Origin of the sequence: Enterobacter genomosp. S (assembly GCF_001631805.1) — a bacterium.
GTDB classification, from domain to species: Bacteria; Pseudomonadota; Gammaproteobacteria; order Enterobacterales; family Enterobacteriaceae; genus Enterobacter; species Enterobacter quasihormaechei.
The window spans coordinates 234,872-248,793 of sequence record NZ_LVVA01000012.1 but is presented as its reverse complement, the minus strand read 5'-3'; the positions used below and the strand labels follow the sequence as shown (position 1 = coordinate 248,793).

9 protein-coding genes are annotated in these 13,922 nt (G+C 56.6%); 7 read left to right on the top strand and 2 right to left on the bottom strand.

From position 1 onward, the window contains the following. Positions 1 to 85 precede the first annotated feature (85 nt). Positions 86 to 958: a DNA-3-methyladenine glycosylase 2 gene (gene alkA / locus A3466_RS08855; protein ID WP_063450264.1), complete on the top strand. Its 873-nt coding sequence runs from the start codon at positions 86 to 88 to the stop codon at positions 956 to 958. Here the strand turns inward: alkA and A3466_RS08850 are convergent. Continuing rightward, complete coding sequence (locus A3466_RS08850) at positions 923 to 4,252, bottom strand: diguanylate cyclase (protein WP_063450263.1); 3,330 nt, start codon at positions 4,250 to 4,252, stop codon at positions 923 to 925. The genes alkA and A3466_RS08850 overlap by 36 nt on opposite strands. A 342-nt stretch (positions 4,253 to 4,594) precedes the next feature. Between A3466_RS08850 and udk the strand changes: the two genes are divergently transcribed. The 3 genes from udk to asmA all read left to right on the top strand — a co-directional run bounded on the left by udk (position 4,595) and on the right by asmA (position 7,783). Continuing rightward, the gene (udk, locus tag A3466_RS08845) at positions 4,595 to 5,236 is read left to right on the top strand and encodes a uridine kinase (RefSeq protein WP_000130320.1); all 642 of its coding nucleotides are present in this window, start codon (positions 4,595 to 4,597) and stop codon (positions 5,234 to 5,236) included. A 91-nt stretch (positions 5,237 to 5,327) separates the two neighbouring features. Next, positions 5,328 to 5,909, top strand: a complete 582-nt coding sequence (gene dcd, locus A3466_RS08840) for a dCTP deaminase (protein WP_006811250.1) — start codon at positions 5,328 to 5,330, stop codon at positions 5,907 to 5,909. A 23-nt stretch (positions 5,910 to 5,932) separates the two neighbouring features. Continuing rightward, entirely contained in the window at positions 5,933 to 7,783 is a 1,851-nt protein-coding gene (gene asmA / locus A3466_RS08835) for an outer membrane assembly protein AsmA (RefSeq protein ID WP_063450262.1), read from the top strand. A gap of 90 nt (positions 7,784 to 7,873) precedes the next feature. Here asmA and A3466_RS08830 read toward each other — a convergent pair whose 3' ends face one another. Further along, on the bottom strand, positions 7,874 to 9,457 hold the full coding sequence (locus A3466_RS08830; protein ID WP_063450261.1) for a TerC family protein: 1,584 nt from the start codon (positions 9,455 to 9,457) through the stop codon (positions 7,874 to 7,876). A gap of 693 nt (positions 9,458 to 10,150) precedes the next feature. Between A3466_RS08830 and A3466_RS08825 the strand changes: the two genes are divergently transcribed. From A3466_RS08825 to wzc, 3 genes are read left to right on the top strand one after another with little or no spacing between them, the layout of a single operon-like run. Next, a complete protein-coding gene (locus tag A3466_RS08825) occupies positions 10,151 to 11,287 on the top strand; it encodes a polysaccharide export protein (protein ID WP_003862079.1) in 1,137 nt (378 codons plus the stop codon). A gap of 6 nt (positions 11,288 to 11,293) precedes the next feature. Beyond that, positions 11,294 to 11,737: a low molecular weight protein-tyrosine-phosphatase Wzb gene (gene wzb, locus A3466_RS08820; protein ID WP_063450260.1), complete on the top strand. Its 444-nt coding sequence runs from the start codon at positions 11,294 to 11,296 to the stop codon at positions 11,735 to 11,737. 2 nt (positions 11,738 to 11,739) lie between these two features. Then, positions 11,740 to 13,902, top strand: coding sequence for a tyrosine-protein kinase Wzc (gene wzc / locus A3466_RS08815; protein WP_063450259.1), 2,163 nt, complete (start codon positions 11,740 to 11,742; stop codon positions 13,900 to 13,902). Positions 13,903 to 13,922: the final 20 nt, after the last annotated feature.

Below are 13,922 nucleotides of genomic sequence, written 5' to 3'. Positions count from 1 at the left end.
GTCTGCCAGGCGACAACAGGAATATGAAAGCAAGGCGCAACGCTATCTTTCGGTTTATGCTGAGATAAATAAAAAAGGAGAGACAATGTACACCCTGAACTGGCAACCGCCCTACGACTGGCAGTGGATGTTTGGCTTTCTTGCCGCGCGTGCGGTCACCGGGGTAGAGACCGTCACGGAGGATTACTACGAGCGCAGTTTTGGCTATGCGGGGCAGCAGGGCGTTTTTCGGGTTACGCCGGACAGCGCAACCCATACGCTGGCGGTGTCGCTCAGCCCTGGCCTGATCCCGGTGGCGGACATCTGCCTCGACCGCATCGCCCGCCTGTTCGATCTTGATTGCGATCCGCAGCAAATTGCGCAGACGCTGGGCGATCTCGGCGCGGCGCGTCCGGGGTTACGTTTGCCGGGGGCGATGGATGCATACGAACAGGGCGTACGCGCCATTCTCGGGCAGCTGGTGAGCGTGGCGATGGCGGCAAAACTGGCGTCACGGGTGGTGGCGCTGTGCGGTGAACCCATCGAGGATGCGCCGGGCTACCTGTGCTTTCCTCCGCCAGACGTGCTGGCCGCGGCGGATCCGCTGGCGTTAAAAGCCCTCGGGATGCCGCTCAGGCGTGCGGAGTCGCTGATTCATCTGGCGCAGTCGGTGGTGGACGGTGAATTCCCGCTGTTCCCGCCTGCGGACGTGGAGGCCGGGATGAAGGCGCTACAGCAGCGGCCCGGCATCGGACGCTGGACCGCTAACTATCTGGCCCTGCGCGGCTGGCAGGCAAAGGACGTTTTCCTGCCGGATGATTACCTGATTAAGCAGCGTTTTGCCGGCATGACGCCCGCGCAGATCCGTCGCTATGCCGAGCGCTGGCAGCCGTGGCGCTCGTACGCGCTATTACATATCTGGTACACCGACGGCTGGTCGCCGTCAGTTGATGGCGAAATAGCTGGTATTCAGCAGTAAATCGAGCGGCTGGGCTTCCCCGATGGTATCGCCGTAAATAAAGTCAACGCCGATGCCCGACAGCGTATCCATCATGATCGACTGGTGGCACGGCCCGGCAATGGTTTTTAATCCCAGACGCCGGGCGTGGCCCTGGATGATGGTCACCATCATCTCGTCCATCAGATTGCCGTGGACGTTGGTCACCACGTCTGCATCCAGCAGCAGATAATCAGCGGTGGTGGCGCTGAGCTGACTGAAGACGTTCATGTCGCGTCCGACGCGGGTCAGCACCACGCGGCAGCCGGCATGACGAAGCTTTTGCAGACCCTGCTGCACGTTTTCGTCCGTGTTGTTCAGCACATCGACGGCGATCGCCAGATGCAGCAGCCGCGCCGGCAGCGGGCCTTTGGTAATCAGGTCGAGCAGTTCATCCACCAGCGTGACGCTGGCTAACCCTGCCTCTGAGAGCGGCAGCGCGACACCCATACCTTTGGCCGCCACCTGTGCGGCATAGGCACGGAAAAACTCGCTGAATATCCGTCGGTCAAGGGCGTGCAGCAGCTCCGCTTCTCCGAGCCCGGCGCGGAAGGCATGCTCCTCCAGCACTTCCCCCTGGCTGGTCCACAGCCGCAGGGAAATCAGCCAGAAGCTGCTGCTCTCGGGAATGCGCGGCGAGGCGACGCTGCGGGCGATCATCAGCAGATGATTATCTTTAATCATGTGCCACTGCTCATCCAGCGACATCATGCTGCGCGTGCTGTGGATCCGCTCCTGCTGGGGTTCATAGACGGTGACCACGCCGCGCCCGCTGTTTTTCGAGGCGTAACAGGCAATGTCGGCCTGAGACATCACTTCCGCAGCCTGATAATTGCTGTCGTCAATCAGCGTGATCCCCGCGCTGGCGCCAATACGGTGCAGGCGTCCTTCCCAGGAAAAATGGTAACTGTTGATGGCGTCAATCAGCCGGCCCGCAATGTAGCGTGCGCTTTCGACGTTGCAGTCCGGCAGTAGCAGGCCAAACTCATCGCCGCCCAGACGCGCCAGCACGTCGCTGGAGCGCAGCATGGTCAGCATTAGCGAAGAAAGCTCGCGCAGGAGAGCGTCGCCCGCCGCGTGTCCTGCCGTATCGTTCACCGCCTTAAAGCGGTCAAGGTCGATAAGGACCAGCGCGTGACGCTGATGGGTCTCCTGGACCATCTGCAACAGGCGCTTCAGGTGATTTTCGAAGCTGACGCGGTTCGCCAGGTGGGTAAGGGCGTCATGGGAGGCGCTGTAGCTCAGCTGGCGCAGCATTTTTCGTGATTCGGTTACATCCTGAATCACCAGCACCGAGCCGATAGTATGACCGTCCAGGGTGCTGAGCGGGGTAATGCTGTAATGAATGTCGAAACTGCCACCGTTCCGGCAGTTAAGCACCACGTCCTGTTCGATATCGGTACGGGACATGTCGCCGCTGTGGATGTTTTCCATTAACGGTCCCTTCTCGCCGAAGGTAATGTGCAGCACCTCCAGAACGGGCTGACCCAGCGCTTCGCTTTGCGACCAGCCGCTCATCTTCTCGGCGACCGGGTTCATAAAGGTGATGTTCATGTCGACGTCGGTACACAGCACCGCTTCGCCGATGGAGTCGAGGGTGATATGCAGGCGCTCTTTTTCCTGGAACAGCGCCTCGTTCAGCTGCTTCACCTCGGTCATATCCATGTTGATGCCTAACAGCCGCTCCACTTCGCCCTGTTTGTTCAGCACCCGGTTTGCCAGGGAACGAATGTGGCGAATGCCATCCTTGACGCGAATGCGAAATTCCAGCTTGAAGGGCACCCTGGCCTGGAGTGATTCACGCAATACCCGTTCGGCGTTCGCGCGATCTTCAGGCACGATGGCGTCATGCCAGAGCTGCCAGGAGGGCTTTATGTGCGCAGGGATCTCGTACAGCTCAAACATTCGTTTATCCCAGCTAATCACGTCTGGCTCAAGATCCCACTCCCAGATGCCAATCCCACCGGCTTCGTTAGCGAGAGTGATACGCTCCATCAGGCGCTTATTCACCCACTCGGTCTGCTTCAGGTCGTTGATGTCTTCAATCTGAGCAATAAAGTAGAGCGGCGTACCGTCGGCATGACGCACGACGGAGACGGCCAGCAGCGCCCAGACCACCTCGCCGTTGCGGGTGTAGTAGCGTTTTTCGAGGCTGTAGGTGTTAATCTCGCCGTGGATCAGCTGTTCGAGCTGTTCCAGGTCGGTATTTAAATCTTCCGGCCAGGTTAACTGCTGGAACGTGAGCGACTGGAGCTCCGACTGGCTGTAACCGAGGAAATTGCACAGCGCCTTGTTGGCCTGAAGCCACTGGCCCTCAATGCTCACCAGCGCCATGCCTATCGCGGAATATTCCATCGCATTACGAAAACGCTCTTCGCTTTCCGTGATGTGTTTACGCTCGGCCCGGAAGGCATACATCACCATCGTCATAATGTTGGCGGGGAGCAGCATCATCAGGAAGGGAAGCCACGGTGCGTTGAAGGTGACGATCATGCTGGAGGGCGTCATGGAAAGCGGGTTTCGCGCCATCATCAGGGACACCATCATGATGGTGAATAAAAAGATCAGGAATGCTTCCATACGCGGCAGGCGCACCGCGCTCCACATCAAAAGAACGATGATGCAGGTGAACGGCCACGGCAGCCAGGTAATTGCTGTCCAGCTCAGAACCAGCGTAACGACCAGGGTCAACAGCGTTTCCAGCAGCAGTTTCGGGTTGCGATGGCGCAGCAGATAATGCGGCTTAAACAGCAGACCTAACGGCACCAGCGCCAGTGCGCCAATGGATTCTGACAGAACCCAGAAAAGAAAATTACGCAGCGGCTCCGCGCTCGGCACCAGAAAATGCACCAGAATGCCGCCCACCAGCGGCGGCACCACGGCACTGCCGAGGGCGAGTCGGACCCAGTCGTTGAGGTTTTGCAGCGGGTTATACCACGGGAGAAGCTTACGCAGTAACAGCGCGCCGATTGTGGCCTCAATGATATTGATCGCCGTGTAGGTGATGCTGATCGATTCCCATGAGAACAGCATCCACGAGGCAAAAATATTGCCAAAGGAGCAGGCGAGCGCAATGCCGGGCCACATTTTTCCCGCGTGGCGGTAAAACGCCACCATCATGATCGAGGTCGGAAACCACAATGGCGCCAGCAGCGTACCGAAGCGAGTCAGCTCAAGGGAAAATAAGGTGAAGACGAACGTGACCAGACCCAGACAGACAAGCCGCAGTAAAGGATGTGGGGTAGTGACCAAAACCCGCTGGTATTGTTTATTCATTACCGCTCTATCCAGGGACGCCGTGTTGTCAGGAGCCAGGTCCGGACGCGTAAAAGTAATAATTTGGTTTATGCTAGTACAAACATTTTACAATTCATATGCTGAGTGCTCAGATTTTGACTTCATAGACTTATAAAATAGTGACTCTGCGAAGAAGGGTGTGGAAATGGCGAAAAAGCGCGCATAAAAATTTCGCTATAGGCGAGAAGGGGCGCTTTTCAGCCCGCCTCGCATAAGCTGCGCATTCGACTGGTATCACGCCCCCGAAATCCCTATAATTGCCGCGTTTGACGCTCCGGCGTCGTCCTTCCTTACATCCAGGTTAATCAGGTCGCTAAATTTATGACTGATAAGTCTCATCAGTGCGTCATCATAGGCATCGCCGGCGCATCGGCTTCAGGTAAAAGTCTTATTGCCAGTACGCTTTATCGCGAACTGCGTGAACAAGTGGGTGATGAGCATATCGGTGTTATTCCCGAAGACAGCTATTACAAAGATCAATCCCATCTTTCGATGGAAGAGCGCGTAAAAACTAACTATGACCATCCCAGTGCGATGGATCACAGCCTGCTGTTCCAGCATCTGGAAGCGCTGAAGCGCGGCGAGGCGATTGAACTGCCCGTGTACAGCTACGTGGAACATACCCGCACTCAGGAAACGATCCGCATCGAGCCCAAGAAAGTGATTATCCTTGAAGGGATTTTGCTGCTCACCGACGCCCGTCTGCGCGAATCAATGAACTTCTCGATTTTCGTCGACACCCCGCTGGATATCTGCCTGATGCGGCGTATCAAACGCGACGTTAACGAACGCGGCCGCTCCATGGACTCGGTGATGGCGCAGTATCAGAAAACCGTTCGCCCGATGTTCCTGCAATTTATTGAGCCTTCAAAACAATACGCCGATATTATTGTTCCTCGCGGCGGTAAAAACCGTATTGCCATTGATATCTTAAAAGCGAAAATCAGTCAGTTTTTTGAATAAGCCGCGTGAATTGTGTACCGTTCAGAGATAACCTGGTTTTGCCCTGACGCCGTAAAGCTTCAGGGCGCGATGCACGAAAGGAGAAAGTGCCATGCGTCTTTGTGACCGCGATATAGAAGCCTGGCTGGATGAAGGCCGCCTGTCTATCACCCCGCGTCCGCCGGTTGAGCGTATCAACGGCGTGACCGTCGATGTGCGTCTGGGGAATAAATTCCGCACCTTCAGCGGCCACACGGCACCGTTTATCGACCTCAGCGGGCCGAAAGACGAAGTCAGTGCGGCGCTGGATCGCGTCATGAGTGACGAAATCGTCATTGAAGAAGGCGAGGCGTTTTATCTCCATCCTGGCGAACTGGCGCTGGCGGTGACCTTTGAGTCCGTCACCCTGCCGGCGGATCTGGTGGGCTGGCTTGACGGACGCTCTTCCCTGGCGCGTCTGGGCCTGATGGTGCACGTTACCGCGCACCGTATCGATCCGGGCTGGTCTGGCCGTATCGTGCTGGAGTTCTTTAACGCCGGTAAACTGCCTCTGGCGCTTCGCCCGGGAATGATGATTGGTGCGTTGAGCTTCGAACCGCTGACCGGCCCGGCAGACCGTCCTTATAACCGCCGTCAGGACGCAAAATATCGCGACCAGCAGGGTGCGGTTGCCAGTCGTATCGATAAAGACTGATCTGTGAGGTCACTGAGGAAGCCATGAGAAGAGTTCTGACAACGCTGATGATTTTGCTGGTGGTGCTGGTGGCTGGCCTTTCAGCGTTGGTGCTGCTGGTTAACCCGAACGACTTCCGGGCCTATATGGTGCGACAGGTTGAAGCGCGCAGCGGGTATGAACTCAAGCTGGACGGGCCGCTGCGCTGGCACGTCTGGCCTCAGCTCAGCATTCTCTCCGGGCGCATGTCACTTACCGCGCCGGGCGCCGCGCAGCCGCTGGTGACCGCGGATAACATGCGTCTTGATGTCGCGCTCATCCCGCTCTTATCCCATCAGCTCCAGGTCGAACAGGTGATGCTGAAGGGCGCGGTGATCCAGCTTACGCCACAAACTGAAGCCGTTCGTCAGGCGGATGCCCCGGTCGAACCGCATGAAAATACCTTGCCTGACGTCCCGTCTGACGCTGGCTGGTCGTTCGATATTGGTAGTCTGAAGGTCGCTGACAGCGTGCTGGTTTTCCAGCATGAGGACGACGAGCAGATCACCGTACGCAATATCAACCTCAGGATGGAGCAGGACGCCAGCCATCACGCCACCGTGGAGTTCTCCGGGCGGATCAACCGCAATCAGCGCGATCTCAACCTGTCGATGAACGCGAACGTAAACGCTTCGGACTACCCGCATCAGCTGACGGCTGATATTCAGCAGCTCAACTGGCAGCTTACCGGCGCGGATTTACCCACAAAAGGGATCGCTGGCCAGGGTACGATGCAGGCGGTCTGGCATGAAGAGCGCAAACAGCTGGAACTGAACGCGCTAAACCTCCAGGCAAACGACAGTACTCTTAAAGGACAGGCGAGCGTCACGCTTGATGAAAAACCTAAGTGGGTGCTGGATCTGCAATTCGACAGGCTTAACCTTGAGAATCTGCTTCCGTCGCAACCGGTGAACGCAGCCGATGAGGGGGTCACGCAGGTAGGGCAAAGCCAGGTTACTCAAACGCGTCCGGTGATCTCCTCCAATCTCGATCGGCCTGACTACAACGGCCTGCGAGGCTTTACCGCCGACATCTTGCTGAAAGCGAACAGCGTGCGCTGGCGTGGGATTGATTTTACCGACGTCAGCAGCCAGATGTTCAACCACAATGGCCTGCTGGTTATCTCTGAGCTCAGCGGAAAAATGGGGGCAGGGAATCTCTCCCTGCCGGGCACGCTGGACGTACGCAAAGACGTTGCCAGCGCCGCGTTCCAGCCGCGTCTGGAAAACGTTGAGATTGGCACCATCCTGAAAGCCTTTAACTATCCGATTGCCCTGACGGGGCAACTGTCGCTGGCGGGGGATTTCTCCGGCACGAAGATTGATGCGGACGCCTTCCGCCGGAGCTGGCAGGGGCGGGCGCACGTTGAGCTGAACGATTCGCGCATGGAAGGGCTGAACTTCCAGCAACTGGTGCAGCAGGCGGTAGAACGCAGCAGCAGCGTGAAGGCGAAAGAAAACTACGACAGCGCCACCCGCCTCGACAGCTTTACCAGCGAGCTTGCCCTCGACAACGGTCAGCTCTCGCTCGACGAGATGCAGGGAACCTCGTCTCTGCTGGCGCTGACCGGAAACGGTGCGCTGGATCTGGTGAAAGAGACGGCTGATACCCGCTTTAACGTCCGCGTGAAGGCCGGCTGGGAAGGTGAAGGCCAGCTTGTTGAGTTCCTGAAAGAGACGCCAATACCGCTGCGCGTCTACGGAAAGTGGCAGGCGCTGAATTACAGTTTGCAGGTCGATCAGATCCTCCGTAAGCATCTTCAGGATGAAGCGAAACGTCGGCTGAATGACTGGGCGGACCGCAATAAAGAGTCCCAGTCAGGTAAAGACGTAAAAAAACTGCTCGATAAGCTCTGATGCCTGTTGTGCCGGGTGGCGGCTTCGCCTTACCCGGCCTACAAAAGCCAGACACCGTGGGCCGGGTAAGCGAAGCATTACCCGGCTTTTTTACACCTCAAAATCTATCTCATCGTCACCGCGCAGCGGGATCAGCTGCACCTTCTGCACGCGATGGCTCTCCACCTGCAAGGTTTTAATCATATAATCCCCCACCTGAACCTCTTCGCCCGGCTGCGGGATACGTTGCAGATATTCCATCAGCAAACCGGCGATGGTGTGGTATTCGCGCTTCTCGTCCAGCGGAAGCGGAACGAACTGCACCAGATCTTCAAGCGGCATGTGGCCGTTAGCGGTCCAGCTGCCGTCGGCGTTTTTCTGAATATCGTGGCGCGCGTCGATCTCATCCACCTCATTAGGCAGATTCCCGGCGATGGTTTCCATAACGTCGCTGAGCGTCACCAGCCCTTCCACAGAGCCAAATTCATCCACGACAAACGCGAAGTGGGTACGCGCGTTACGGAACTGCTCCAGCGCGGAGAGCAGCGGCAGCGCTTCCGGGAAAACCAGCGGCTGGCGCACCAGCGCGCGCAGGTTGAGCGGCTCACCGTGCAGCTGCTGTTGCAGCAGGTCGATCACGTGCACCACGCCCAGCAGCTCTTCTTCCTCGTCCCCGCCGGTGACGACCACGCGGGTGTGCTGGTTTTTATCCAGCAGGGCGCGGATCTGCTCTTCCGGCGCCGTCAGGTCTATATGCTCAATGTCGTGACGGGAGGTCATGATGCTGCTGACGGAGCGCTGGTTGAGATTGAGCACGCGCTCTATCATCCGGCGCTCCTGCGGGTTGAAGATCTGCCCGTCGCTGTGGTCGGCAAGCATCGCCGCGGACTCGGCGTCCAGCTCGGCATCCTCTTTCCTGCCGCTCAGCAGGCGCATCACCGTATCGGCTGTGCGCTGTCGCAGCGTCTGGTTCGCGGAGAGAAAACGGCGGCGGTTGAAGATGGCCAGCTGGTTGAGGAACTCAATCAGCACCGAGAAGCCAATCGCGGCGTACAGATAGCCTTTCGGGATATGGAAGCCGAAGCCATCCGCAACGAGGCTAAAGCCAATCATCAGCAGGAAGCTGAGGCACAGGATCACGATGGTCGGGTGGCTGTTTACAAACCGCGTCAGGGCCTTGCTGGCGAGCACCATCAGGGTGATGGCGATGATCACGGCGGCCATCATCACGGCCAGGTGGTCAACCATCCCGACGGCGGTGATCACCGAGTCGAGAGAGAAGACGGCGTCCAGCACCACGATTTGCGCGACCACCGGCCAGAACTTAGCACCGCGTCGCTGGGTGGGATTTTCGCTGTCTTTCCCCTCCAGCCGCTCGTTAAGCTCAACGGTGGCCTTGAACAGCAGGAACAGCCCGCCGAAAAGCATGATCAGATCGCGGGCGCTAAAGCTCAGGCTCTGAACGGTGAAGAGGGGTTTGGTCAGCGTGACCAGCCAGGATATAGAGGCCAGCAGCAGCAGACGCATCACCATGGCGAGCAGAAGGCCCGTCACGCGGGCGCGGTCGCGCTGCGAGGGAGGCAATTTATCCGCAAGGATGGCGATAAACACCAGGTTATCAATCCCGAGCACTAATTCAATGACGACGAGCGTCACCAGCCCGGCCCAGATTGATGGATCGGCAATCCATTCCATAGTAAACGCAATACCTTCTGTTATATGACGAATGTCACACTTCGATCATGGATAAAGCCGACGAAAATTGCAATGCCGGGGTGAGATTTCTCTTAATGCTACACTGAGGTAAAACCGATTTAGGGCGCGCTGTAAATAAGTTAATTGCGAAGATTTAATTACACTGAACGATATTTAGGATATATCGCAGGAAATGGTTTGGCGCGCAATTTTGTCAATATAAAGAAAATCCGAAAACCTCAAAACTTTGCTCTTAATATTAATCTTAAAAACGAATATTAGGACGGTTGTCTCCTTGCCTGCTATTAGGTTAGCTGCAACAATTCTCCCAGCATCAAATGTTAAATTTCCTTGTTGCTATTTTTGTTTCGGTCTTTAGTGAAGGTAATTCATTATCAACCGTGCCTTTGACGTGGTTGATATATTCTACAAAAGGCCATGTTCAGAAGGGTGTCTATCCATAACGCATTGTTTAGTCAGTGTATTGGTAACTGAAAGCCAAGGGCGGTAGCGTGCCTGAAAGCGTGTGAATCAGCCTCAATTATTCTGTCAATAGCCAACAGATGAATAAGCTTACTTTAGGACTGATGCCAGTTATATTGCTAAATGATTAACTGCATTCTGATTGTCACCACGACCCGCGCTTATTTAAATTGCACAGGATAATTACTCTGCCAAAGTGATAAATAATCAATGATGAAATCCAAAATGAAATTGATGCCATTATTGGTGTCTGTGACCTTGATGAGTGGTTGCACGGTCTTTCCCGGCAGCAATATGTCAACAATGGGTAAGGATGTGATTAAGCAGCAGGACGCTGATTTTGATCTCGACAAAATGGTGAATGTTTACCCATTAACCCCACGTCTGGTAGAACAATTGCGCCCGCGTCCAAACGTTGCTCAGCCAAATATGTCGCTGGACCAGGAAATTGCCTCTTACCAGTACCGCGTGGGGCCGGGTGACGTTATTAACGTGACCGTCTGGGATCACCCGGAACTGACCACGCCTGCGGGCCAATACCGCAGCTCAAGCGACACCGGTAACTGGGTCCAGTCCGATGGCACCATGTTCTATCCGTACATTGGTAAAGTGCACGTTGCGGGCAAAACGCTTGCTGAGATCCGTAGTGATATTACCGGCCGCCTGGCGCAGTACATTGCTGACCCGCAGGTGGACGTTAATATCGCCGCGTTCCGCTCCCAGAAAGCGTATATCTCCGGTCAGGTTAACAAATCCGGCCAGCAGGCTATCACCAACGTACCGCTCACCGTTCTGGACGCGATCAACGCCGCGGGTGGTTTAACCGACGGCGCCGACTGGCGCAACGTGGTGCTGACCCACAACGGCAAAGAGCAGCGCATTTCGCTTCAGGCGCTGATGCAAAACGGCGACCTGACCCAGAACCGCCTGCTTTATCCGGGCGATATTCTTTACGTGCCGCGCAATGACGATCTGAAAGTGTTCGTGATGGGCGAAGTGAAGAAACAGAGCACCCTCAAGATGGACTTCAGCGGTATGACCCTGACCGAAGCGCTGGGCAATGCGGAAGGCATCGATCTGACCGCCTCCAACGCCAGCGGCATCTTCGTGATCCGTCCAATCAAAGGCGAGAACGCGAAGGGCAAGATTGCCAATATCTACCAGCTGGATATGTCCGACGCGACGTCTCTGGTCATGGCAACGTCGTTCCGTCTCCAGCCGTACGATGTGGTCTACGTCACCACCGCACCGGTTGCCCGCTGGAACCGTCTGATCAACCAGTTGCTGCCTACCATCAGTGGCGTTCGCTACATGACGGATACGGCGAGCGACGTTCATAACTGGTAAGCCGCGATGTTTAACAAAATTCTGGTGGTGTGCGTGGGGAACATTTGCCGTTCCCCCACGGCTGAAAGGCTGCTGAAAAATTACCAGCCTGCGTTAACGGTCGACTCCGCAGGGCTGGGCGCGCTGGTTGGAAAAGGTGCCGACGAGCGTGCTTCAAGCGTAGCCCTTGAACATAACCTCTCACTCGACGGGCACGTTGCCCGTCAGGTCTCCGGCCGGATGTGCCGGGAATATGACCTGATCCTCGCGATGGAAAAACGCCACATTCACGCGCTGTGCGATATCGCACCGGAGATGCGCGGCAAGGTGATGCTGTTTGGTCACTGGGATGGTGAGCGCGAAATTCCCGATCCGTATCGCAAGAGCCGCGAGGCCTTTGAGGCGGTATACACCTTACTAGACCAGTCTGCCCGCCAGTGGGCGCAGGCACTGAAAGCTCAGCAGGGATAACAATGACAGAAAAAACAAAACCTTCTGCCGCCCCGATGTCGGGCAGTGATGAAATCGATATCGGTCGCCTTGTCGGGACCGTTATTGAAGCGAAATGGTGGGTGCTGGGTATTACCGCCATTTTTGCCGTGGCGGCGATCGTTTATACGCTGTTCGCGACGCCGATTTACAGCGCCGATGCGCTGGTGCAGATCGAACAAAACACCGGTAACTCACTGGTTCAGGATATCGGCTCGGCGCTGGCCAATAAGCCACCGGCGTCGGAAGCCGAAATTCAGCTGATCCAGTCGCGCCTGGTTCTGGGCAAAACGGTTCACGATTTGGGGCTGGATATTGCGGTCACCAAAAATACCTTCCCGGTGTTTGGCGCAGGCTGGGATCGCCTGATGGGGCGCAGTAACGATACGGTAAAAGTCACCGACTTCGTGATTCCCAAAGGGGCAGGGGATCAAACCTTTACCCTGACCGTGCTGGGACCGAAACAGTATCAACTGACCAGCGACGCGGGCTTGAGCGTGCGCGGTGAGGTGGGGCAGATGCTGACCAAAGACGGCGTGAGCATCAGGGTTGGCGCCATCCACGCGCACGAGGGCGGTGAGTTTACAGTCACCAAGTTCTCCACGCTCGGGATGATCAACAATCTGCAAAACAACCTGACCGTTACCGAAAACGGCAAGGACACCGGCGTTCTGAGCATGACCTTCACCGGTGAAGATAAGGATCAAATCCGCGACATCCTGAACAGCATCACCCGCAACTATCTTGAGCAGAATATCGAGCGCAAGTCTGCGGAAGCCGCGAAAAGCCTGGCGTTCCTCAGTAAACAGCTGCCGGAAGTGCGCGCCCGTCTGGACGACGCCGAGAACAAGCTGAACGCGTACCGTCAGGATAAAGACTCCGTCGACCTGCCGCTGGAGGCGAAATCGGTTCTCGACTCCATGGTCAATATCGACGCGCAACTGAACGAGCTGACCTTCAAAGAGGCGGAAATTTCCAAGCTCTACACCAAGCGTCACCCGGCGTACCGCACGCTGCTCGAGAAACGCCGCACGCTGGAAGAAGAGAAGGCGAAGCTGAACGACCGCGTGACCGCGATGCCGAAGACGCAGCAGGAAATCGTGCGCCTGACGCGTGACGTGGAATCTGGCCAGCAGGTGTATATGCAGCTGCTGAACAAACAGCAGGAGCTGAAAATCACCGAAGCCAGCACCGTCGGCGACGTGCGTATCGTTGACCCGGCGATCACCCAGCCGGGCGTGCTGAAGCCGAAGAAGGCGCTGATTATCTTCGGCAGCATTATTCTCGGCCTGATGCTCTCCATCGTCGGCGTGCTGCTGCGCTCCCTGTTCAACCGCGGTATCGAAAGCCCGCAGGTGCTGGAAGAGCACGGTATCAGCGTTTACGCCAGCATCCCGCTTTCCGAGTGGCAGAAGTCGCGTGACAACGTCAAAACCGTTAAGGGCGTGAAGCGTTACAAACAGAGCCAGCTGCTGGCCGTGGGTAACCCGACCGACCTGGCGATTGAAGCGGTGCGCAGCCTGCGTACCAGCCTCCACTTCGCCATGATGCAGGCCAAAAACAACGTCCTGATGATGACCGGCGTGAGCCCGTCAATCGGTAAAACCTTCGTCTGCGCCAACCTGGCGGCGGTGGTGAGCCAGACCAACAAGCGCGTGCTGCTGATCGACTGCGATATGCGTAAGGGCTACACCCATGAGCTGCTGGGGACCAACAACGTTAACGGCCTGTCCGAAATCCTGCTCGGGAAAGGGGAAATCAGCGAGAGCGCCAAGCCGACGTCGATTCCAAAATTTGACCTGATCCCGCGCGGTCAGGTGCCGCCGAACCCGTCTGAACTGCTGATGAGCGAGCGCTTCACGCAGCTGATCGAGTGGGCGAGCAAAAACTATGACCTGGTGCTGATCGATACCCCGCCAATTCTGGCCGTCACCGACGCCGCCGTCGTGGGGCGTCATGCGGGCACCACGCTGATGGTTGCACGCTATGCGGTGAACACCCTGAAGGAAGTGGAAACCAGCCTGAGCCGCTTCGAGCAGAACGGCATCGAGGTGAAAGGGGTCATCCTGAACTCCATCTTCCGCCGCGCGACCGGGTATCAGGATTACGGCTATTACGAGTACGAATACAAGTCTGACTCTAAATAACAAAACACACCCCACACCCC

Bases quoted from the DNA above. Each gene is read 5' to 3' on its own strand.
- alkA (WP_063450264.1), top strand. From the start codon at position 86: ATGTACACCCTGAACTGGCAACCGCCCTACGACTGGCAGTGGATGTTT.
- A3466_RS08850 (WP_063450263.1), bottom strand. From the start codon at position 4,252: ATGAATAAACAATACCAGCGGGTTTTGGTCACTACCCCACATCCTTTA.
- udk (WP_000130320.1), top strand. From the start codon at position 4,595: ATGACTGATAAGTCTCATCAGTGCGTCATCATAGGCATCGCCGGCGCA.
- dcd (WP_006811250.1), top strand. From the start codon at position 5,328: ATGCGTCTTTGTGACCGCGATATAGAAGCCTGGCTGGATGAAGGCCGC.
- asmA (WP_063450262.1), top strand. From the start codon at position 5,933: ATGAGAAGAGTTCTGACAACGCTGATGATTTTGCTGGTGGTGCTGGTG.
- A3466_RS08830 (WP_063450261.1), bottom strand. From the start codon at position 9,457: ATGGAATGGATTGCCGATCCATCAATCTGGGCCGGGCTGGTGACGCTC.
- A3466_RS08825 (WP_003862079.1), top strand. From the start codon at position 10,151: ATGATGAAATCCAAAATGAAATTGATGCCATTATTGGTGTCTGTGACC.
- wzb (WP_063450260.1), top strand. From the start codon at position 11,294: ATGTTTAACAAAATTCTGGTGGTGTGCGTGGGGAACATTTGCCGTTCC.
- wzc (WP_063450259.1), top strand. From the start codon at position 11,740: ATGACAGAAAAAACAAAACCTTCTGCCGCCCCGATGTCGGGCAGTGAT.